21 protein-coding genes, 1 tRNA gene and 1 other annotated feature are annotated in these 20,641 nt (G+C 53.7%); of the genes, 9 read left to right on the forward strand and 13 right to left on the reverse strand.

The window, feature by feature from the left end; all coding sequences use genetic code 11:
- Both IGQ16_RS01495 and IGQ16_RS01500 read right to left on the reverse strand, forming a co-directional pair.
- Positions 1-254 (reverse strand): hypothetical protein (locus tag IGQ16_RS01495; protein ID WP_297059983.1); only part of this gene is annotated, 254 nt, incomplete at its 3' end.
- Positions 251-856: a sigma-70 family RNA polymerase sigma factor gene (locus IGQ16_RS01500; RefSeq protein WP_024123904.1), complete on the reverse strand. Its 606-nt coding sequence runs from the start codon at positions 854-856 to the stop codon at positions 251-253. The genes IGQ16_RS01495 and IGQ16_RS01500, both read right to left, overlap by 4 nt.
- A gap of 158 nt (positions 857-1,014) precedes the next feature.
- On the opposite strand from IGQ16_RS01500, the gene IGQ16_RS01505 reads away from it, so the two are divergent.
- The 3 genes from IGQ16_RS01505 (at position 1,015) to IGQ16_RS01515 (ending at position 3,280) form a co-directional block, all read left to right on the forward strand.
- Positions 1,015-1,674: a MotA/TolQ/ExbB proton channel family protein gene (locus tag IGQ16_RS01505; RefSeq protein WP_297059985.1), complete on the forward strand. Its 660-nt coding sequence runs from the start codon at positions 1,015-1,017 to the stop codon at positions 1,672-1,674.
- Between the two features lie 106 nt (positions 1,675-1,780).
- Positions 1,781-2,182, forward strand: coding sequence for a DUF3110 domain-containing protein (locus tag IGQ16_RS01510; protein WP_041428848.1), 402 nt, complete (start codon positions 1,781-1,783; stop codon positions 2,180-2,182).
- A complete protein-coding gene (locus tag IGQ16_RS01515; RefSeq protein WP_024123907.1) occupies positions 2,183-3,280 on the forward strand; it encodes a glycosyltransferase family 2 protein in 1,098 nt (365 codons plus the stop codon). It begins immediately after the preceding gene.
- Between the two features lie 76 nt (positions 3,281-3,356).
- Here the strand turns inward: IGQ16_RS01515 and IGQ16_RS01520 are convergent, their stop codons facing one another.
- A complete protein-coding gene (locus IGQ16_RS01520) occupies positions 3,357-3,731 on the reverse strand; it encodes a DUF4278 domain-containing protein (RefSeq protein ID WP_297059988.1) in 375 nt (124 codons plus the stop codon).
- A 174-nt stretch (positions 3,732-3,905) separates the two neighbouring features.
- Here IGQ16_RS01520 and IGQ16_RS01525 point away from each other — a divergent pair, with 174 nt between their 5' ends.
- Positions 3,906-6,224, forward strand: coding sequence for an ATP-dependent helicase (locus tag IGQ16_RS01525; protein WP_297059990.1), 2,319 nt, complete (start codon positions 3,906-3,908; stop codon positions 6,222-6,224).
- Here the strand turns inward: IGQ16_RS01525 and IGQ16_RS01530 are convergent.
- Both IGQ16_RS01530 and IGQ16_RS01535 read right to left on the reverse strand, forming a co-directional pair.
- The gene (locus IGQ16_RS01530) at positions 6,205-6,843 is read right to left on the reverse strand and encodes a carboxysome structural protein (RefSeq protein WP_024123910.1); all 639 of its coding nucleotides are present in this window, start codon (positions 6,841-6,843) and stop codon (positions 6,205-6,207) included. The genes IGQ16_RS01525 and IGQ16_RS01530 overlap by 20 nt on opposite strands.
- A gap of 47 nt (positions 6,844-6,890) precedes the next feature.
- A complete protein-coding gene (locus IGQ16_RS01535; protein ID WP_297040908.1) occupies positions 6,891-7,601 on the reverse strand; it encodes an HAD family phosphatase in 711 nt (236 codons plus the stop codon).
- Positions 7,602-7,948: 347 nt separating this feature from the next.
- On the opposite strand from IGQ16_RS01535, the gene IGQ16_RS01540 reads away from it, so the two are divergent.
- Together IGQ16_RS01540 and IGQ16_RS01545 are read left to right on the forward strand one after the other, a co-directional pair.
- Complete coding sequence (locus IGQ16_RS01540; RefSeq protein WP_024123912.1) at positions 7,949-10,423, forward strand: ATP-dependent Clp protease ATP-binding subunit; 2,475 nt, start codon at positions 7,949-7,951, stop codon at positions 10,421-10,423.
- Positions 10,424-10,437: 14 nt separating this feature from the next.
- Positions 10,438-12,159, forward strand: coding sequence for a transglutaminase domain-containing protein (locus IGQ16_RS01545; RefSeq protein ID WP_024123913.1), 1,722 nt, complete (start codon positions 10,438-10,440; stop codon positions 12,157-12,159).
- 5 nt (positions 12,160-12,164) lie between these two features.
- Here IGQ16_RS01545 and IGQ16_RS01550 read toward each other — a convergent pair whose 3' ends face one another.
- Both IGQ16_RS01550 and lepA read right to left on the reverse strand, forming a co-directional pair.
- Positions 12,165-12,320 carry a hypothetical protein gene (locus tag IGQ16_RS01550; protein WP_024123914.1) on the reverse strand — a complete coding sequence of 52 codons (156 nt, stop codon included), beginning with the start codon at positions 12,318-12,320 and terminating at the stop codon, positions 12,165-12,167.
- A 10-nt stretch (positions 12,321-12,330) separates the two neighbouring features.
- Positions 12,331-14,142, reverse strand: a complete 1,812-nt coding sequence (lepA, locus tag IGQ16_RS01555; protein WP_024123915.1) for a translation elongation factor 4 — start codon at positions 14,140-14,142, stop codon at positions 12,331-12,333.
- A gap of 103 nt (positions 14,143-14,245) precedes the next feature.
- Between lepA and IGQ16_RS01560 the strand changes: the two genes are divergently transcribed.
- A tRNA-Pro gene (locus IGQ16_RS01560) sits at positions 14,246-14,319 on the forward strand.
- 83 nt (positions 14,320-14,402) lie between these two features.
- Positions 14,403-15,767, forward strand: coding sequence for a TrkH family potassium uptake protein (locus IGQ16_RS01565; RefSeq protein WP_297059992.1), 1,365 nt, complete (start codon positions 14,403-14,405; stop codon positions 15,765-15,767).
- Here the strand turns inward: IGQ16_RS01565 and IGQ16_RS01570 are convergent.
- Both IGQ16_RS01570 and IGQ16_RS01575 read right to left on the reverse strand, forming a co-directional pair.
- Positions 15,764-16,840, reverse strand: coding sequence for an isocitrate/isopropylmalate dehydrogenase family protein (locus IGQ16_RS01570; protein WP_297059994.1), 1,077 nt, complete (start codon positions 16,838-16,840; stop codon positions 15,764-15,766). The genes IGQ16_RS01565 and IGQ16_RS01570 overlap by 4 nt on opposite strands.
- 199 nt (positions 16,841-17,039) lie before the next feature.
- Positions 17,040-17,339 (reverse strand): 30S ribosomal protein PSRP-3, encoded by a 300-nt coding sequence (locus IGQ16_RS01575; RefSeq protein ID WP_024123918.1) that lies wholly within the window; start codon positions 17,337-17,339, stop codon positions 17,040-17,042.
- 91 nt (positions 17,340-17,430) lie between these two features.
- Here IGQ16_RS01575 and IGQ16_RS01580 point away from each other — a divergent pair, with 91 nt between their 5' ends.
- Positions 17,431-18,228 (forward strand): TIGR01548 family HAD-type hydrolase, encoded by a 798-nt coding sequence (locus tag IGQ16_RS01580; RefSeq protein ID WP_024123919.1) that lies wholly within the window; start codon positions 17,431-17,433, stop codon positions 18,226-18,228.
- On the opposite strand, the gene rnhA is transcribed toward IGQ16_RS01580, so the two are convergent.
- From rnhA to rplA, 4 genes are all read right to left on the reverse strand, one after another.
- Positions 18,161-18,640 (reverse strand): ribonuclease HI, encoded by a 480-nt coding sequence (rnhA, locus tag IGQ16_RS01585; protein WP_297041044.1) that lies wholly within the window; start codon positions 18,638-18,640, stop codon positions 18,161-18,163. The genes IGQ16_RS01580 and rnhA overlap by 68 nt on opposite strands.
- Before the next feature lie 73 nt (positions 18,641-18,713).
- Positions 18,714-19,112 carry a 50S ribosomal protein L7/L12 gene (rplL, locus tag IGQ16_RS01590; protein WP_024123920.1) on the reverse strand — a complete coding sequence of 133 codons (399 nt, stop codon included), beginning with the start codon at positions 19,110-19,112 and terminating at the stop codon, positions 18,714-18,716.
- 75 nt (positions 19,113-19,187) lie between these two features.
- Positions 19,188-19,715, reverse strand: coding sequence for a 50S ribosomal protein L10 (gene rplJ, locus IGQ16_RS01595; protein ID WP_297041041.1), 528 nt, complete (start codon positions 19,713-19,715; stop codon positions 19,188-19,190).
- Positions 19,716-19,733: 18 nt separating this feature from the next.
- Positions 19,734-19,866, reverse strand: a sequence feature (ribosomal protein L10 leader region).
- Positions 19,867-19,893: 27 nt separating this feature from the next.
- The gene (rplA, locus tag IGQ16_RS01600) at positions 19,894-20,610 is read right to left on the reverse strand and encodes a 50S ribosomal protein L1 (RefSeq protein ID WP_041428853.1); all 717 of its coding nucleotides are present in this window, start codon (positions 20,608-20,610) and stop codon (positions 19,894-19,896) included.
- Positions 20,611-20,641: the final 31 nt, after the last annotated feature.

Below are 20,641 nucleotides of genomic sequence, written 5' to 3' on the forward strand. Positions count from 1 at the left end.
CCATCGGCAGGTGTCTGCTGCGCCACTTGAGCCGCAGGTTTGAGGAACCACACACTGGCGGTGGTGGCGGCGATCGCGCCAACCCCCAAAATAGACACGACCTGCCAACGTCGCTTATTCAGCTGATATTGATGCAAACCGGCTTCAACAATACACTGTTCCAAGTAGGGAGGCGGTAGCGGGGGCGTTCCCGCGTACATCTGCACAAACTCAACCAAATTTTTATCCTCCGTAGGTGGGGGTTCACGTTTCATAGGCTGACTCCGGCTTCGGTAAAGTAAGTCCGCAAGGTGCCACGGGCGCGAAAGAGGCGGGATTTTACAGTACCCACTGGAATCCCCAGAATTTCAGCAATTTCTTTTTGGGGTAAGCCCTGGAGATCGTGCATGACCAAAACGCTGCGATACTCTAAGGGCAATGTAGCCAACCCTCGCTGTACCAAATCTTCATAGTGCAATTGCCGTAGATCTAGTCCAGGGGTGAGTGACTCCCTGTGATACAAGTATTGCTGATGTCGCGATTTGCGCATTGCCAATTGACGGCGATAGTCGCAAGCCACATTCCAAGCAATCCGGTAGAGCCATGTCGAAAACTTTGCCTCGTGTTTGAGACCCTTGAGCCCCTTCCATGCCCGCAGGAAAACCTCCTGCACCAAATCATCAAGGGCAACTGCACCGCACAACTGAAACAGGAGCGATCGCACCCGTTGCTGATGCCGTTGATACAGCTCCCGAAAGCCGTTGGGATGCCCGGCAAGGCACTGCTCAATCAGGGGGCGATCGGGATCGTTCACTTGCGGTCGGGTCCCGATATCTGTTGATGCGGTTGCCGCTGATAGGGGTAAAGATACACTCATGCGAGGTATCGCTCCATTAACGCAATCACTGTATTAGACAGGACATCAGCAACAGTGGTTCAAAACCCTTGGCAGTAGGGTTTGCTAGAATTTGGGAAACAATTGCCGCCACCGGCTGGACTATACTAAACGTCGGATGCTCTGACAGGGAACTGGCCGTGAATATCGCTGAAATTTTTAACCGTGGTGGCTTGGCCATGTGGCCACTACTCATCCTCTCGATCTTGACCTTAGGCACCATTTTTGAGCGGCTTTGGTTTTGGGGTATGGTTCTCCGAGGAGAAACCAAACTGGCGGAGCAAATTCTGGATGCCGCTCGCCACGATTGGCAAGAGGCGCTTGAGTTAGCGGCAAATGCCTGTGATCAACCCATTGGGCGCTTCCTCTACACTCCTTTACAACTGATTGACACCAACCCAGAAATGTTTCGCTTGGCTCTAGAGGCTGCAGCTGATGAGGAACTAAGTGCTATGCGGCGGGGCGAGAAGGTCCTAGAGGCAACGATTACGATGGCACCTCTACTGGGTTTATTGGGAACAGTGCTAGGTCTAATTAATGCCCTCAGTTCTATTCGCTTGGGGGATATTGGCACACCCGCAACCATGGGGGTAGGTCTCGGCATTAGTGAGGCCTTAATTAGTACCGCCTCTGGCTTGGTGGTCGCGATTATTGCCCTTGCCTTTCAGCGGCTCTTTCAAGCTTTTCTGTTGCAGCAGGCACAAATTTTTCGTCGCACTGGCAATGAATTAGAACTCACCTATCGCCAAGCATGGCTTGAGCAGCGGATCAAAGGGGAACCTGAAAAAACATTGTTCTAACTCAAGGTCTATTTTTGCATTTGGATTACCCGCAACTTAAAAATCCTACGGGTAGGGTGAACTAAAATCGTTATAATCGCTGTTGAGATTTCATTGGCGAGGCATCATGCGCGTTTACGTGTTGCTCTATAATCCCGGGACTGAAAATGAGGGCATTCATTCTCTGCAACTGGGCGATCGCAACCTTATTCTGATGTTTGAAAGCGAAGACGATGCCAATCGCTACGCCATGCTCCTAGAGGCACAGGATTTTCATCCCCCCAGCGTCGTTCCCATTGATGCCAAGGAGGTTGAGGACTTTTGTGAATCCTCAGGCTATAGCTGTCACTTGGTTCCCGAGGGATTTGTGCCAACAAACGAGGCTGAGCGTCTCTTCTTGGCGCCCCCCGAACGCAATGTTGAAGAAACCGACTGGGAACTGGAAAATCGCGTGCCGCCCGCTGCGGAGAGTGAGTTCTCCGAAAGTGAGCTGAATCGCCTGCGTCAACAATTTGAAAAGCTCCTGTAGATGGTGCGGGTTTCTGCCTGTCTGATTGTCAAAGATGAAGCTGCCCATTTGGCACGCTGTCTGGGCAGTGTTCAGCCCTGGGTGGATGAAATTGTTGTTGTGGACACTGGCTCCAGGGATGAGACGCCGGCGATCGCTCGCCAGTTTACGGAGCGCATCTTTACTTTTCCTTGGCAGGATGATTTTGCCGCCGCTCGTAATTACTCCCTAGAACAGGCGACGGGCGATTGGATTTTAGTGATGGATGCCGATGAGGTGCTCGTGACATTGCAGGAGCCGCCTGTGCCCCTCGGACAGCAATTGGAGGGCAGTACCTTCACCGCCTACCAACTCCTACGGCGGGAAATCGGCACGGGGGAGCAATTTTCGGACTTTGCCATTGTGCGGCTCTTTCGCAATTTGCCAACCCTGCGCTATCAGGGGCGCTTCCATGAGCAGTTGGTTTCCACAGCCACAGCATCCCTGACCATTGGTACTCTGGAAACCCTGCGCATTGATCACTATGGCTATCAACCTGCCCAAATTCAGGCCAAGATGCGCGATCGCAACATCCCGATTTTGGAGCGCATCCGTGCCAGCGAAGGTCTGCCTTTGAATCTCCTTTTTGCCTTGGCAGATATGTACCAGGCGGTGAATAATCCTGCTGGGGCGGAGAACTGCTACCAGGAACTCTTTGACCGCCTACTGCCTCACCTCCTCAGCGGCCAACTGCCTGAGAATGCCCCCGGTGCCCTGCCGGAAATGCTCAATCAACTGGGACGGCGCCTCTTGGCCACAGGGGATCACGATACCTTGCAACTGCTGTGTCAGCAAGGTTTGGCTTGGTTTCCCACCTATCCTCCCCTCAATGATTTGGCCGGTCGCTGGCTGATGACCTTGGGATTTCCTTTGGGGGCAACGGCCTACTTTCAGTATTGCCTTGAACTGGGGCGCACCAATAGCTACAGCAAACAGATGATTTTTCCTTTGGGTTATGTGCGGGAAATTGCCGCCGAACAATTGGGGCATGCCTATGAAGCCTTGGGCGATCGCGAGCGGGCGACGGCGGCCTTTGCCCAAGCAGCAGCCTTTCGCCAGGGGAAGGAGGATCACCCATAAAAAACAAAACAGTTAAAAAATAAAAAGTGCCGCTGTGACCAACGGCACCACCGTTTGGGTTTCGGTGATCCAAACCTTAGGCAAATTGCTGCCACTCTTCTTCTAGCAGCCTGATGAGCTCTTTGTTGCCCTGACTCCGGGCCACTTGCAGCCGCCGCTCCAGGGTTTTCAGAATCGCATGGCGATGGGCTTCGACCCAGGACTCGCGCTTACGCTGCGGCAGTGCAGAAGGGGCAGCACTCACCCTTGGAGCGGTTGTGGCCACTGGCTCCCGGTTGGTTTGGTAGGTCACCCCCCGCCAGCAGAGAACATGATTGGGTTGAGGAACAGTTTCAGCCGCCTTCTGCCCCACCCATTGGGCGCCTCGGTAGAGACCCTTGGCCCCTGATTCAATAAGGGGAATGTGCTGCTCAGAAGTTTCGTATTTAGCGCCGCGATAGATTAGTTGCATAATTAAATCAAGGCTCCTCGGTGCGTCTTATTGACTTGTCTTTAAGCGTTTAGGTGGTCTATCTGAAGGAACAACCTGTCCCTAACTTTCTGTATTCTATTATACGATTTTTCGGTATTCATCCGGTAAACGCCAGTTTTTTAATAAATCTTTTGCTCTCCTAATGGTTTTCCTATGAACTTGTTGCCACTCTCCCCCACGGTGACTCACCTCCTAGGGACACTACGTCCGGGTCAACGGGAAATCAGTGAATGGCAAGGGGGAATGCTGGCCGTCGCGGCAGTGCCGGGAGCGGGCAAATCCCACGGCATGGCGGTAGGGGCAGCGATCGCTATCGCTCGGGAAAAGCTCCATCAACAGCGGCAACTGGTGGTAGTCACCTACAGTCGTTCGGCTGCCGCCAATATCAAGGTGCGCATCCGCAAGTACCTACGGGAAATGGGGCTGCCCCGCAATGGTTTTAGTGTGCAGACCCTCCACAGTTTGGCCTTGAAAATTGCCACCAGCCACCCCACAGCGGGTCTGCGTTTGAGGGGTGAAAACTTAATGAGTGAGCATGAGCAGCGACGCCTCTGTGTCACCTGTGTCAAGGAGTGGGCGCGATCGCACCCCGATATCCTCGAGCAACTCATCCGAGGCTGCGATACCAGTCCCCTGAGCGACGTTGAACACGATGGCCGCAAAAGTGCACTGTTGACCGACATCTTGGTGAAGTTGGCGCAGACCGTTATTAGCAGTGCCCGCAGTATGGCTTTGATGCCCCATGATCTGCGGCAGTTGTCCCAGCAGTTGTGCTCCCAAGGTGCAGCCGAAGCAGGACCCTACCCTTTTTTAGAGATTGGTGCCGACCTTTTGGAACTGTACCAGAACCATCTGGCGCAGCGGGGGCAAATTGACTACGATGAAATGATTTTGGCAGCTGTTCAACTCCTAGAGGGCGATCGCCAGTACCGCCACGAATGGCAACAGCGAGTGTATGCCGTCTTTGAGGATGAAGCTCAAGACTCAACCCCCCTGCAATCGCGGTTACTGCGGCTTTTAGCCGAGGACCCCACCACCGGACAAGTTCATTTTGTGCGGGTGGGGGATCCGAACCAAGCCATTAACTCCACCTTTACGGCTGCCGATCCCCTATTTTTCAATGAATTTTGTAACGAGTGTGCCCAGAAGAGGGCTTTCTATGAAATGACCCAAGCGGGGCGATCCACCCCTTTGATCATTCGCGTCGCTAACTATTTGGTGCGATGGGCGAATTGGGCACTCAAAGATCAAGAACCCCCCTTCCGTGACCAAGCCATTCAGTGTGTGTCGCCGCCGGGTTTGGAACCGGGGGCCAACCCACCCCCCTGGGGACAAGGGGTAGAAATTGTCCGACCGCCAACGGTTGTTGAGACGGTTAAACATCTGGCGCAGCGCATTTCTCAGGTGTTGGCGGCGCATCCAGAGGCTTCAGTGGCGGTGCTGGTGCGCACTAACCGCCAGGCTGAATTTGTTGCCGATGTCTTGCGATCGCCCACTGACTTCAACCTTGATATTGACCTTTGTGCGCAAGGAATTCCGCTGCTGGATGTGGCCGGCATCGAACGGCGATCGCAGGTGCCCAAGGAATTGCTGGACATTCTCTACTTTCTCCACTGTCCCTATTCTCCCGCAGCGGTCAAGGCAGCCCTAACGGTGCTTCAGGAGCGCAAACGCATTCCACCCCAAAATTTGGATCGCTTGGCAGCTCAGCCAGAGGTCTTCCTCTACCCCGGTCCTTTAGACCCCCCTGCCGAGGAACCGGTGCTCAAGGCACGCCAACACTGCCAACGCCTCCTCAAAGCCCGCCTAGAGCTGTCTCTATTTCCCTTGATCACCTACTGCGCTCAGGAATTGGGCTATGACGCCGCTGAATTGGCCACTGCCGATCGCCTGATCTGGGAATTGACCCAGCAGGAACCAACGCAACTGTGGGAGCGTATCTATCCCCGTTGGCAAGAATTGGTGGCAGCGGATCGCTTTCAAGCGGTGGAGATGGAAGATCTCCATAGCCGCTTAGTGCGATCGGGTCAGGTGACCATTATGACGATGCATCGCGCCAAGGGTCTGGATTGGGATGCGGTTTTTGTCCCCTTTTTAGAGGAAACAACCCTCCCCGGTAAGAGTTGGGTTGCTGCCAATGCTAAGTTCCTCAGTTCTGACGTGGATTTTATAGACGTGGTGCGATCGCAACTGCGGGCCTACGGCCATAAACAGCCACTGCCCAACTGGCAAACTGCCTACAAAAAAGCCACAGCCGCCAAAACCGCCGAGGAATATCGCCTGCTCTACGTCGCCATGACCCGTGCCAAGCGCCTCCTGTGGCTAGCGGCTGCCCAGCAAGCTCCCTTTCACTGGCAAAACTTTAATTGGCGAGGGTTTTATCAACTGCAGGACAGTCCCCCTTGTCCTTTTATCGAAGACCTTCAGAGAAAGTTAAAGGCCCATGCAGCAGCTACTCCCGGCGATCGCTAAAACTATCGCGCCCCGGTAAGCGTTCCATGGCGGCCAAGACTGCCCGTTCCGCCGCCAGAATATCCCGCTCTGCCCCCCCCAAAAAGAGACGACCAAAGCTGCCCACAGCGGAAATCTGCAAAATATTAATCAGTGCTGCCTTTTCAGCCTCATTCGCTGCCAGTGCCGCATAGGCTGCCGGTTCCACCTCAAAGACATAGAGGGTTTGTCCTGCCAGGATCATGTTGCCCCGGCGGGAGCGGTTAATCAGTTGGGTGTGGTGGGCATCAATGTTGCGAATCACTTGACTCGAAATCACCCGTGGCCGCAAGCAATCCTGGACCCGAGCGCCAATGGCATCTAAAATGGCCTGTCCTGCTGCCCGCACTTCCCCCTGATTGCCCGAATGCACCTCCAGTAGTCCGTAGAGTCGCTCGATGAATAAGACTCCCGGCCGCACCACCGCAGACTTCAGGGCAATATCCAAAAGGCGGTTCACATCAATCCCCGGTGAAATCTCCACCCAAAGGGAGCAGTCCCCCGGCAACGGCAAAAACCCCTGGGCCACGGTTCCCAAATAGGCCGCGTGTTGCGGTTGGATCGAATCGAGATAGACATAACTGCGCAGATCAACGCCCAATGTGGTGGATTCCTAACGCGCCAGTACCCATGATCGCCGAAAATTCCCTAGGACAATAGCCGTTGAAGGCGTGGATCGGTAAAGTCCTCAATACAGACCTCTGCCCCTGCGGCTTGAAGGGTCATTGCCGATTGCGTTGTCAACACTCCCCAGCAGAGCATCCCTGCCCGCACCGCTGCCATAACGCCCGCCACGGCATCCTCAAAGACAAGACAATGCTGCGGCACCACCTGTAACCGCTCCGCCACCAGTAGATAGCATTCTGGATCGGGCTTGCCCCGCTGCACATCCTGCTCCATCACCACCGTATCGAAAAAGTGACCCACCCCTTCACAGGAGAGCACCAATTCCACATTGGCGGCACAGGCGGAGGTGCCCAAGCCCAAGCGGTAGCCTTTTTCCTTGGCACTTTTGAGAAAGGGCAATAACCCCGGCAACAGTTCCAAATGGGGTGCTAGCAGTTCCCGAAAGACCGCCTCTTTCCCCGCGCCCCAACGCTCTATTTCCGCTTCGCTCAGCGATCGCCCTAGAAGTTCTGGCAAGAGTTCCGCATTGCGTTTGCCCCCCATATGCCGCAGGTGTTCTAGGTTGATGTGCTGCCGCAGTTCAGGGGTGCGATCCACATAGACGCGCCAAGCCTCCAGGTGATAGGGCATCGTATGGCAGATGACCCCATCCATGTCGAAAATCAGGGCACGCTGGGAGGGTTCAACGGCGAAAAACTGGGAAAAATTAGCCATTGTGGAAAATTTGGGCATCAGCAAGTGTAGTCTATCGCCTTTTGAGCCTAGGGAGGCTGACCAATTCATCAATGGAATATTGCCGCAGGACAGCCCACAAAATCTCAATTAAAATACGGGCAACCACACCTGCAAAAAAATAAGTCAACATCTATAGTAAGAGTATAGTAAGAGTACAGCCCTGTATCTGGGCTATGCCATAGGGTAGGTCAAGGGACGTTGATCCTGTTTAAGAGTGGATTTGACGGTTCTGAGTCGGGTCCATATTTTGGAAAAAGGGCTGTAAATTGGCATACAAAAACACGCCAAAGTGGACGTGTTAAGATGAGTGTTACCAGCACGCAGGAGCCATTAGGGGAAGGGTCATGTTTGAACGCTTTACAGAAAAAGCCATTAAAGTCATCATGCTGGCACAGGAAGAGGCTCGCCGCCTCGGCCACAACTTTGTCGGTACCGAACAAATTCTCCTCGGACTGATTGGTGAAGGTACCGGTGTGGCTGCCAAGGTTCTACGTTCCATGGGCGTGAACCTCAAGGATGCCCGCATCGAAGTGGAAAAAATTATTGGCCGCGGGTCTGGTTTTGTCGCCGTGGAGATTCCCTTTACCCCCCGTGCCAAGCGAGTGTTAGAACTCTCCCTTGAAGAAGCCCGCCAACTGGGTCACAACTACATTGGTACCGAACACCTCCTGTTGGGACTGATTCGCGAAGGGGAAGGGGTTGCCGCCCGCGTCCTTGAAAATTTGGGTGTTGATCTCTCGAAAGTGCGCACTCAAGTGATTCGGATGCTGGGTGAAACCGCAGAAGTGACCGCTGGGGCTAGCCAAGGACGTACCAAAACGCCGACGCTGGACGAATTTGGTGCAAACCTCACCCAGATGGCTATTGAGGGCAAGCTAGATCCCGTGGTGGGTCGGCAAAAAGAAATTGAGCGGGTGATTCAAATTTTGGGTCGTCGCACCAAAAATAACCCCGTGCTGATCGGTGAACCGGGGGTGGGTAAAACCGCGATTGCTGAAGGCCTTGCCCAGCGCATTGCCAACAAAGATGTCCCCGACATTCTTGAAGACAAGCGGGTGGTCACCCTCGATATCGGTCTTTTGGTGGCAGGCACGAAGTACCGGGGTGAATTTGAAGAGCGGCTGAAAAAGATCATGGATGAAATCCGCCAAGCCGGTAACGTGATCTTAGTGATTGACGAGGTGCACACGTTAATTGGGGCTGGGGCGGCTGAGGGTGCCATTGATGCAGCAAATATCCTCAAACCCGCCCTGGCGCGCGGTGAGTTGCAGTGCATTGGGGCCACCACTTTGGATGAGTACCGCAAACACATTGAGCGGGATGCTGCCTTGGAGCGGCGCTTCCAACCGGTAATGGTGGGTGAGCCCTCCGTTGAGGAAACCATTGAGATTCTCTACGGCCTGCGGGAACGCTATGAGAAGCACCACAAACTGAAAATTTCCGATGAAGCCCTTGAGGCGGCAGCGAAGCTGTCCGATCGCTACATTAGCGATCGCTATCTACCCGACAAAGCCATTGACCTCATTGACGAAGCGGGCTCACGGGTGCGCCTGATTAACTCGCAACTACCGCCTGCGGCCAAGGAACTGGATCGCGAATTGCGGCAGGTGCTCAAAGAAAAAGACGATGCCGTGCGGGCCCAAAACTTTGACAAAGCGGGTGAACTGCGCGATCGCGAGATGGAACTAAAAGCGCAAATCCGCGCCATTGCCCAGCAGAAAAAAGCCGAAATCGCCAACGGTGAAGAGGAAACCCCCGTCGTCACCGAAGAGGACATTGCCCACATTGTGGCCTCTTGGACGGGCGTGCCCGTTAGCAAGCTCACCGAAAGCGAGTCGGAAAAACTGCTGCACATGGAGGAGACCTTGCACCAGCGGGTCATTGGCCAAGATGAAGCAGTAAAAGCGATCTCCCGCGCCATTCGCCGTGCCCGTGTCGGTCTCAAAAATCCCAATCGTCCAATTGCCAGCTTTATCTTCTCTGGGCCAACCGGTGTCGGTAAAACCGAGTTAACGAAAGCCTTGGCGGCCTACTTCTTTGGCTCTGAAGAGGCGATGATCCGCTTGGATATGTCCGAATACATGGAGCGGCATACCGTCTCCAAGCTCATCGGTTCGCCCCCCGGCTATGTTGGCTACAACGAGGGCGGTCAGCTCACCGAAGCCGTGCGGCGGCGTCCCTATACGGTGGTGCTCTTCGATGAAATCGAGAAAGCTCACCCCGATGTCTTTAACCTACTGCTGCAAATCCTGGAGGATGGCCGTCTGACTGACTCCAAGGGGCGTACCGTTGACTTCAAGAATACCCTCTTGATCATGACCTCGAACATTGGCTCGAAGGTGATTGAGAAGGGGGCGGCTGGCCTTGGCTTTGAGTTTGGCACTGAGGATGCGGCTGAATCCCAATACAATCGCATTCGCTCCTTGGTGAATGAGGAACTGAAGCAATACTTCCGCCCTGAATTCCTCAACCGCCTTGATGAGATTATTGTCTTCCGTCAATTGACGAAGGACGAAGTCAAGCAAATTGCCGACATTCTCCTCAAGGAAGTGTTCTCGCGCCTCACAGAAAAAGGCATTACCTTGGAGGTGACTGAACGCTTCAAGGAACGGCTCATTGATGAGGGCTACAACCCCAGCTATGGAGCCCGGCCCCTGCGGCGGGCAATTATGCGCCTTTTGGAGGACACCTTGGCTGAGGAAATGCTCTCTGGCCGCATCCGCGAAGGTGACACTGCCCTCATTGATGTGGATGAATCCGGTCAAGTGAAGATCCAAGCTCAACCTCGGCGTGAGCTATTGCCCCAGGCGGTTGAGTAGGGTATTTGCTGCCTATGCCAGATATACCGGCACAGGGTTATGGAGACTCCCTCAACTCCCGAGCCCTGGATCACAATTGGCGCACTATTTATCCCCTAGGTGCTTACCAACTCTCCGGTTTGGCATGGGTCAATCCCCAAGCCCTGTGGTTACGTCAATTGCCCCGTTTACCCTTTTGCCAAGCAACCCTTGGCGCCAACTTTTTGGCCTTGGATCGGGTGCGGGGCTTTATTTTGCTCATTAACGGCGAAAACGACCACAGCGAGATTCTCAATCCCTACGATCTAGAGCCATTTCTTGATGCCCATGGCCTCTGTCTCTATCGCGAGACCCTCTGGTTTTGTCGGGACACATGGCTCTATCGTTGTCATCTCCCTGACTGGCACGTAGAAAAGGTGCTGGAGTGCCGCTATCCCATTTACGGTGTGGCGGTGGATGACACAGGCATCTATGTAGCCTGTCAAAAATCCGGTTACATCCACTGTTTTGATGAGACCGGTCGAGAGCAGTATCGCCTCAGTGCCCCGGGCATTGGCTGTGAAAATTTAGCCCTCAAGGATGGCTATTTGTGGGTGAGCGATCGCCTAGAGCAATCCATCTATTGTCTCGATCGCCAGAGTGGCGGTGTTGAATGGGTGGCCTTGACCCCCTTTGCCCAGCCAACGGCTTTCACCTTTGATGCGACGGGCCAGTTGTGGGTGGCCTATGGCGGTGAAGAACCCTATCTGCGGGATAACCCCAACAACCGCGCAGCCCCCCTCGAAATTGATTATCGCGATATTTGCCTGATTCATCCGCTGCTCTACCACACCCATCGGGAGGAGCATTACACGGTCTCCAATGGCTATCTGATTGAGATGGCCTACGTAGAGGAAATGTCTCCCCTTGATGCGCTGCACCTAGATAACCTAGAATGGCGGATTGCGCTGCCGGCCAATTCCCTACGCCAAAAACTACTGCGGGTCGAACCCGTGGGTACCCCCTTTCGCTTGGAAACGGTGGTGGATCAGCAGGTGGCGGTGTTTGATTTTCCTGAGGTGCGTCCCTATGAAGCCCGCCTTTTTGGTTGGCGGGCTTGGCTAGAAGTGAGAGGTATAAAGTACCATCTTGGCTTTGACGACATTGACGAGACGCTACCGCTGCCGCCGGAATTTGCAGCGCAGTATCTGGTGGATAACGATGAGTTGGCAATGGATCAACCCATTGTCCGAGAGGCGGCACGGGAAGCCGTGGGCACAGAGACCCATATCCTGCGCAAGATGCTCAAGATTCGTAACTATGTGTACGATCGCCTCAGCTATGCTATGCGCCCCACTATTGACACGCCCGATGTGGTTTTGAAGCGGGGAACTGGGTCCTGTGGCGAGTACGTGGGTGTGCTGCTGGCCTTAGCACGATTGAACGGCATTGCCTGCCGTACGGTGGGTCGCTATAAATGTCCCCCCCATCCTCAAAAGCGCGGTATTCCCCTCCAGCCCACCTACAACCATGTCTGGTTGGAGTTTTATGTGCCGGGGGTGGGCTGGCTGCCCATGGAGTCTAATCCCGATGATGTGGTAGAGCGCGGTCCCTACCCAACGCGGTTCTTTATGGCACTGCCTTGGTACCACGTGGAAGTGGGCAAAGGCATTCGCTTTGAGACCACCAATTATCGCGATCGCGGGCTACGCCTCGGAGATTTAGCCCTCAACCATGTGCGATTTACCATTCACAGTGAACTGTCCCCGGTTATCTAAAAGTTCTAAGGCAAGAGCAATCGCAGGACTCCCAAGGGAGCCGGCTGCCAATCGCCGCGCCAATCCAAAAGCTGTACTAACACCAAGTAGCCAATTCCCAACAGTAGGGAAATAGCACCGGTGGCGATCGCCACCCATTTGCCCGATGATCGTTGAGACATCCTGAGCCTCCTATTCATTTTTGAGTCGCAACACCGCCATAAAGGCCTCTTGGGGCACATCCACCCGCCCGATTGCCTTCATTCGTTTTTTACCCGCTTTTTGTTTTTCTAGGAGCTTGCGTTTGCGGGTCACGTCGCCGCCGTAGCACTTGGCCAAGACATCCTTGCGCAGGGCGGGAATGCTTTCACTGGCAATTACCCGCGAACCAATGGCCGCTTGAATGGGAATTTTGAACTGGTGGCGTGGGATCAGATCCTTGAGTTTGCTAACCAAGGCTCGTCCCACATAGTAGGCCTTATCGCGGTGGACAATGGCCGCTAGGGAATCCACAGGGTCGTTATTGATAAGGATATCCAGTTTCACTAAGTCGTTGGCACGGTAGCCAATGAGGTGATACTCCATACTGGCATAGCCCCGCGATCGCGACTTCATTTCATCGAAAAAGTCCGTCACAATTTCCGCCAAGGGCATTTCATAAACCAAGGTGGTACGCCCTTGGGTGAGGTAGCGCATATCCTTAAAGACGCCCCGGCGCGACTGTGCCAATTCCATGAGGGTGCCTACATAGGTTTCGGGGGTAATCATCTCCAGTTGCACGTAGGGTTCCTCAATTTTTTCGCGGTATTGGGGTTCCGGCAGGAGGCTGGGGTTATCAATCATCAGCACTTCCCCTTTGATCGTGGTGACGCGATAAACCACCGAAGGAGCGGTAATGATTAAATCCAGATTGTATTCCCGCTCTAGCCGCTCTTGGATAATTTCCATGTGCAGCAGCCCCAAAAAGCCACAGCGGAACCCAAAACCCATGGCACTGGAGGTTTCCGGCTCGTAGTGGAGTGAGGCATCATTGAGTTTTAATTTCTCCAGGGCCTCCCGCAGATCCTCAAACTGATCCGCATCCGTGGGAAATAGGCCACAAAAGACCATCGGTTTGGCTTCGGCGTAGCCGGGGAGGGCGTCCTTGGCCGGGTTTTGTGCCAATGTAATCGTGTCGCCGACACGGGCATCGCCAACCGCCTTAATGGCGGCGGCGAGGTAGCCGACTTCCCCGGCATGGAGACTCTCCACAGGTTTTTGGTTGGGGGCAAGCACACCTAGTTCATCAATTTCGTACTCTTTGCCGGAGGCCATCAAGCGAATGCGATCGCCCTTGCGGACCACGCCATCCATGACGCGAAAATAGACAATCACCCCGCGGTAGGCATCGTAGTAGCTATCAAAAATCAGCGCCCGCAGGGGTTGGTCCACCGTATCGCGCGGGGGTGGCACCAAATGCACAATGGATTCCAGAATCTCCTCAATGCCAATCCCTTCCTTAGCAGAGGCTAGAACTGCTTGGGAGCAGTCGAGGCCAATAATCTCTTCAATTTCCGCCTTCACGCGATCGGGTTCAGCTCCCGGCAGATCAATTTTATTGAGAACAGGAATAATCTCTAGATTGTGCTCCAACGCCAGATAGACATTGGCCAGTGTTTGCGCTTCTACCCCTTGGGAGGCATCCACTACCAACAGCGCCCCCTCACAGGCCGCCAGCGATCGCGACACCTCATAGGAAAAATCCACGTGGCCGGGGGTGTCAATCAAATTCAAGATGTACGTTTCGCCATCGCGACTGGTGTAGGTCATGCGGGCGGCTTGCAGCTTAATCGTAATTCCCCGCTCCCGCTCCAGTTCCATATTGTCCAGAAACTGTTCCTTCATTTCACGGGGATCCACCGTGCCCGTAAATTGCAGCAGGCGATCGGCAAGGGTCGATTTGCCGTGATCAATGTGGGCAATGATCGAGAAATTGCGAATGTGGGAAACGGGGACGTCGGTCATACCAGCGAGGGCAACCTTAACAAAATGAAAAACTCCTTTCTTGATTCTAAGGGTCCCTGTCCTATTGTGCTGAGAATTCAGTGGTACGATAGAGATTAACTGCCGGGATGTAGCGCAGCTTGGTAGCGCATCTGCTTTGGGAGCAGAGGGTCGCAGGTTCAAATCCTGTCATCCCGATTGGGAACTCTAAACCTAGAAGATTGTTGCCCATACAATCCTGCGATAGATTAGCCTCAGGGCTTTTGGATACGCATTCATTGATGTTGACGGTTCCACGGACAATTTGCCTTGGATTTTTAGCAGTGATTATGGTGGGGACGCTCCTACTGTGTCTGCCTTGGTCCACCAGTAATGGGCATTGGAATCCCTTCGTTATTGCCCTATTTACAGCCACCTCAGCGGTTTGTGTGACAGGTCACATCATTGTTGATACGGCCACCCATTTTTCCCCCTTTGGCCAACTGGTGATTCTGCTGCTGATTCAAGTGGGCGGTCTGGGGTACATGACGGCCACGACGTTTTTGATTATTTTACTAGGGCGCAAGTTTAACCTACGGCAAAAAATAGCGGTCCAGCAGGCCTTGGATCGGCGGGGCATCCAGGGGGCACGGCAACTGGTGCGCTCGATTTTGGGCTTGACCTTTCTCTTTGAATTGACGGGTGCCTTTTTGCTGTGGCTAATTTTTCGCCAAGACTTTAGGGAGCCACAGGCCCTGTGGCTTGCGGTGTTTCACAGTATCAGTGCTTGGAATAATGCCGGGTTTAGCCTCTTTAGCAACAGTTTAATGGGGTATCAAACCTCAGTGCCCTTGAATTTGGTGATTTCCCTACTGATTATTTTTGGTGGTATTGGCTATGAGGTCATCTTTGAGTTCTACCTTTGGCTACGGGAGCATCTGCGCTACTGGGGCAAACCCGCCTACTTGATCCGCAAAGCCAGCCAGATGACGTTTAGCCTCAATTTCAAAATTGTGACAAGTACAACAGTGATTCTCCTAATTTTGGGAACAGTCATGCTCTTCCTGACGGAGATGCGATCGCCCGAGCGATTTGGTCTTTTTTCCTGGGATCAGAAGCTCCTCTTGGCGTGGTTTCAGTCGGTTACAGCGCGCACAGCGGGCTTTAATACGGTCAACATTGGGGAATTCAATAATAGCGGGCTATTTATTATGATTGCCCTGATGTTTATTGGCGGCAGCCCCGGTGGCACGGCAGGGGGCATTAAAACAACTACGTTACGGATTCTGGCAGGGATTACCAAGTCAGCGCTCCAAGGGAAAGAGGTGGTACTGCTCTACCGCCGTCAAGTGCCCCCCTCCCTCATCATGAAAGCCGTCGCCGTCGCCTTTGGCTCAATGTTTACGGTACTGGTTTCAACCACCCTGATTGCGATCGCTGACCCGGAAGAGAATTTCATCAATATCCTCTTTGAAACTGTTTCTGCCTTTGCCACCGTTGGGCTTTCCACCGGTATTACCAGTAATCTAAGCATCTTTTCTAAGTTGGTCTTGATTGTAACAATGTATGCCGGCCGGGTGGGTATCCTGCTACTGATGGCGGCAATTATCGGTGATCCTCAGCCTTCTAACGTTCAATATCCCGAGGAAAATCTGCTGGTGGGTTAGGGGGCGGCGTACTCGGCAATCGCAGCAGCCATCTCTTGGGTGCCTACGGGTTCTTTGCCCGGCGCCGCCAAATCATAGGTGACAAAGCGCCCCTCAGCAATTACTTTTTCCACAGCCCCTTGCAGACGCTGGGCTGCCTCCATTTCACCCAGGTGTTGCAGCATCAATACCCCTGAGAGAATCAAGGCCGTGGGATTGGCTTTGTTTTGACCCGCATATTTGGGGGCTGAACCATGAATCGCCTCAAAAACCGCATATTCATCGCCAATATTGGCGCCGGGAGCCACCCCCAGACCGCCAATCATCCCTGCACAAAGGTCTGAAAGAATATCGCCGTAGAGGTTTGGCATCACCATCACATCGTAGAGTTCGGGTTTCTGCATCAACTGCATGCACATGTTATCGACGATGCGATCTTCAAAGGCAATATCGGGGTAGCGGGTGGCAATTTCGCGGGCGCGCTCAAGGAAGAGGCCATCGGTAAATTTCATGATGTTGGCCTTGTGAACAGCTGTCACTTTCTTGCGGCCGTTGGCCTTGGCATATTTGAAGGCAAACTCAAGGATGCGATCGCTCCCTAGGACGGAAATGGGCTTGACACCAATGGCTGCATCCTCCCGAATTGGCTTGCCCGATAGATCACTTAAAAAGGCGCGGGCTTTAGCTGCTGCGGGACTGGTGTATTCAAACTCAATCCCGGCGTAGAGGTCTTCGGTATTCTCGCGAACAATGACGAGGTCAATGTTTTGAAAATAGCTTTTCACCCCCACAATGGATTTAGCAGGCCGTAGGTTCGCATACAGATTGAGCCGCTTGCGGATCTCGACATTGACAGAACGAAAGCCTGTACCCACGGGGGTGGTAATCGGGCCTTTGATGGCAGTTTTCGTACTTTTGATGGCCTCGAGAACCTGTTCGGGCAAGGGAGTACCGTAGCGTTCCATCATATCCACGCCGGCATCCACCACTACCCAGTCAATTTTGACGCCGGTGGCATCAATGGCGGTGCGAGCTGCAGCGGCAACCTCAGGACCAATACCGTCGCCGCGAATTAAGGTGACAGCGTGGGACACGAATTTTCTCTCCCTATGCAGAACTTCAATCCAGAGATACCAAAAGGGTAGGATGCAGCTAAATGAGCTTCACGGTACGTAGGGTGTGAAACAAAATCGTCGCCAGGGCGATCGCACCAGCAACAGTGACAAAGTACAAAACGACTCCCATTCTGTTTCTCCTCAAGTTGCAATAATTGACCCTAGGATGAAGAGCACCCTAGGCTGTGCCTACAAAACTAACATCACTAAATCGTTTTTGCGCCTCACTGACGGGACGATCTTTGCCCTCCTCTTGCCAGTAGTTAATGATTTCGGTGGCACGGTTGAGGAGTTCAATGCGCTCGGCTTCCGTAATCCAAGATTTCTTCTCTAACTCCGCCTTGAGGAGTTCCCAAGCGTCGGTGCGCGGCCAAAAGAAGTAGGAGGTGAGGGGGCTTGTCCCTTTGCCAACAATTTGATCGACAGCGATCGCCACGTCTTTCTCTAACCAAAGCACTCTTAGGGTAAAACGGGACAACTCTAACCTCCTAGAACTGATTTTTCACAAAAGACCATCCTCTATAATAACCAATCAGACCAACTGCATACAAGTTTCTGGAGAGCCACAGTTGAGTACCCCCTGTGCCTGTGTCTTTTTTGATATTGACGGGGTGATTCGCGACGTCAGTCGTTCCTATCGCCGTGCCCTAGCGGATACCGTTGAGCATTTTACGGGGGGTGCCTATCGTCCCAGTCAAAAGGAAATTGACGACCTCAAGGCGGAAGGCTGCTGGAATAACGACTGGGAAGGATCCCGCGAACTCATTTATCGCTACTTTGAACGTCAAGGAAAACCCCGTTCCCAAGTGCCCTTGGACTACAAACGCTTGGTGATCTTTTTTGAAGAGCGCTATAGCGGTGAAAATTGGTCAGGCTATATTCAAGATGAGCCCCTACTGGTGGATGTTGCCTATTTTCAGAGCCTCGATCAAGCCCAGATCCACTGGGGGTTTGTCAGTGGTGCCACGCGGGACTCGGCAGAATATGTCCTGAAACACCGTTTGGGTTTGGATCAGCCCCTGTTGATCGCCATGGAAGATGCCCCCGGCAAGCCTGACCCCACAGGACTCTGCATGGCCTACCGTCAGGCCAGTGATCAAGAAACGATTCCCGCCTTTTATGTGGGGGATACCGTGGCGGATATGCAAACCGTTGTCAATGCTCGCAAAGAACAAGCAACAACGCCGTGGATTGCCCTCGGAGTGATTCCTCCCCATGTCAAGCCCGAAGATCGGCGACGCTATGGCGATCGCCTGCGCTCAGCGGGAGCCAGTGCAGTCTTTGAACGCACCCGCGACATTACCCCAACGGTGGTGGCAGCGTTCTTAGGGCAATTGGCTGCCCACGACTCAAACTGCGGGCAATAAGATCGCAGCGTTCATTCCCGACATCGCCGCTATGGCCGCGTACATGGCGCCATTGGACTAAGGGATCATTGAGGGCATCTAACTCCTGCCACAGGTCTTGGTTGAGAACCGGCTTTTTGGCGGCTGTTTTCCAGCCCCGCCGTTTCCAGTTGTGGATCCACTCAGTAATTCCCTTGAGGACATACTCGCTGTCGGTGTAAAGGGCGATCGCGCGCCCAGGCGCCAGTTGGTGCCATGCCTTGAGGGCTTCAATAGCAGCCTGTAATTCCATGCGATTATTCGTAGTGGCCGGGTGGTGTCCTCCAAGCTCCTGCACAGAGCCATCGGTAAAGTAAATAACCACGCCCCACCCCCCCGGTCCTGGATTGCCTTCACAGGCACCATCGGTATAGATGGCACGAATATAGGTCATGGGTCTCTAGATTCCCCAAATACTAAAAAAGGGTGGCCAGAACACCACCCTGCAAACAAATGGATACCAAAGATTACTTGATGCTGACTTTGGCGCCGGCTTCCTCGAGTTCTTTCTTGGCGGCTTCGGCGTCTTCTTTGGTAGCACCTTCTTTCACGGGTTTGGGTGTGGATTCCACCACTTCCTTGGCTTCCTTGAGACCCAAGCCCGTCAAAGAGCGCACCACTTTGAGCACAGCAATCTTCTTGTCGGCGGGGACTTCTTCAAGAATGACATCAAAGGCGGTTTTCTCTTCGACTTCTTCTGCGGGAGCAGCCGCAGCACCAGCGACGGGCGCGGCCACCATCATCCCACCGACGGGCGCAGCGGCACTGACGCCAAAGGTCTCTTCAATTTGCTTGACCAGCTCGGCCGCTTCCAACAGGGTCAAGGATTTCAACTTTTCGAGAATTTCATCGGTTGCAGCAGACATTGTAAACTCCTATCGTTTCAAAGTTGGAAAACAAGAACAGGTGGCTTCCCGAGGGAAACCGAAAACAGGATCGATCTATTCCGCACCTTTGTCGGCGATCGCCTGCGTTGCCCGCGCCAAGGAAGCAGGAACTTCCTTGATGCCAATGGCAATCTTCGCTGTGACGGCATTGAGGGCACCGGCAATCTGGGCCATGAGTTGTTCTTTTGAGGGCAGATCACCAATGGCCTTCACTTGCGCTTCGTCAAGGGCACGTCCCTCCATGACCCCACCGCGGAGGGTGGTTTTCTTTGTGGCCTTCTGGAATTCTTGGTAGGCCTTAATTGCGCCTCCAATGTCCTCCTTGACCAAGAGGAACGCTGACGGTCCCTTGAGGAATTGGGTCATGGGTTGCCAAGTGTCACTTTCTTTGACCGCCAATTCCATCAGCGTATTTTTCGTAACCTTGCAACTGGCATTGCACTTGCGCAAGCGTTGCCGCAAATCCTTCATCTCGGCATCGGTGAGACCCTGGTAGTCAATCACCAATGCCATTTGTGACTCCCTCAGGCGTTCCTTGAGCTCCGCCACAATTTCTTTTTTGTTTGCTAGCGTGCGTCCCACGCGCATCACCTCCTCTAGTCAGTGAAAGAAAAACCCCAGCAGTGGTGCCGGGGCGATCGCCCAATCGCAACGGATGGACTTCGCAAACCTCGGCAGGAAGATTATGTCTCAGCCAGACCCCTGCGGTCTTCGGTTTTAGTCTTGAGTTGTCAAGTATTGGGCAATAGGCAAGTCCTCCTTAGACGGCTTCGGCCAGTTTTAGCTCCCGCAGAGCATTAATGTCCACCTGAATGCTCGGCCCCATTGTCGCCGCCACATAGACACTGCGCCAGTAGCGCCCCTTGGCACCACTCGGGCGGTTGCGGTCAATGCTTTCTTGCAGTGCCTTGAGGTTAACGAGCAGGTCTTCGGCGCTGAAGCTGGCTTTGCCAAAGAGCACATGGACAATCCCGGTGCGATCGGCGCGGAATTCCACTTTCCCCGCTTTGAACTCCTGAATTGCTTGGGGCAAGTCAAAAGTCACCGTACCCGCCTTGGGGGAGGGCATGAGCCCCCGCGGACCCAGAATCCGACCCACTTTGGCCACTTGGGGCATCATATCGGGGGTGGCAATGAGGAGGTCAAAGTCCATCCGCCCCTTTTGAATTTCGTCAATCAGCTCCTCTGAGCCCACAAGGTCGGCACCGGCGGCACTGGCTTCGGTCACTTTTTCACCACGGGCAATCACCGCCACGCGAATGGTTTGACCGGTGCCCTTAGGGAGCGCCACGGTAGTACGCAATTGTTGATCTGTATATTTCGGATCAATGCCCAAGCGGATGTGGGCCTCGGCCGATTCAGGAAATTTGGCTGTGGCCGTTTCCTTGAGCAATTGTAAGGCCTCAAGGGGAGCGTAGGGACGATCCTCCACCTTGGCATAGAGTTCGCGCAGTCGTCGCGAGAGTTTACGCATCAGAATTTACCTCCACGGGGTACCAACGAAACAA

The organism is Thermosynechococcus sp. M3746_W2019_013, assembly GCF_015296045.1.
Taxonomy (GTDB): domain Bacteria; phylum Cyanobacteriota; class Cyanobacteriia; order Thermosynechococcales; family Thermosynechococcaceae; genus Thermosynechococcus.

Excerpts from the sequence above, each read along its gene's own strand:
- IGQ16_RS01535 (WP_297040908.1), bottom strand. The coding sequence starts at position 7,601 with ATGCCCAAATTTTCCACAATGGCTAATTTTTCCCAGTTTTTCGCCGTT.
- rplL (WP_024123920.1), bottom strand. The coding sequence starts at position 19,112 with ATGTCTGCTGCAACCGATGAAATTCTCGAAAAGTTGAAATCCTTGACC.
- IGQ16_RS01515 (WP_024123907.1), top strand. The coding sequence starts at position 2,183 with ATGGTGCGGGTTTCTGCCTGTCTGATTGTCAAAGATGAAGCTGCCCAT.
- IGQ16_RS01500 (WP_024123904.1), bottom strand. The coding sequence starts at position 856 with ATGAGTGTATCTTTACCCCTATCAGCGGCAACCGCATCAACAGATATC.
- IGQ16_RS01525 (WP_297059990.1), top strand. The coding sequence starts at position 3,906 with ATGAACTTGTTGCCACTCTCCCCCACGGTGACTCACCTCCTAGGGACA.
- IGQ16_RS01540 (WP_024123912.1), top strand. The coding sequence starts at position 7,949 with ATGTTTGAACGCTTTACAGAAAAAGCCATTAAAGTCATCATGCTGGCA.
- IGQ16_RS01510 (WP_041428848.1), top strand. The coding sequence starts at position 1,781 with ATGCGCGTTTACGTGTTGCTCTATAATCCCGGGACTGAAAATGAGGGC.
- IGQ16_RS01545 (WP_024123913.1), top strand. The coding sequence starts at position 10,438 with ATGCCAGATATACCGGCACAGGGTTATGGAGACTCCCTCAACTCCCGA.
- IGQ16_RS01565 (WP_297059992.1), top strand. The coding sequence starts at position 14,403 with ATGTTGACGGTTCCACGGACAATTTGCCTTGGATTTTTAGCAGTGATT.
- IGQ16_RS01550 (WP_024123914.1), bottom strand. The coding sequence starts at position 12,320 with ATGTCTCAACGATCATCGGGCAAATGGGTGGCGATCGCCACCGGTGCT.
- rnhA (WP_297041044.1), bottom strand. The coding sequence starts at position 18,640 with ATGACCTATATTCGTGCCATCTATACCGATGGTGCCTGTGAAGGCAAT.
- lepA (WP_024123915.1), bottom strand. The coding sequence starts at position 14,142 with ATGACCGACGTCCCCGTTTCCCACATTCGCAATTTCTCGATCATTGCC.
- IGQ16_RS01520 (WP_297059988.1), bottom strand. The coding sequence starts at position 3,731 with ATGCAACTAATCTATCGCGGCGCTAAATACGAAACTTCTGAGCAGCAC.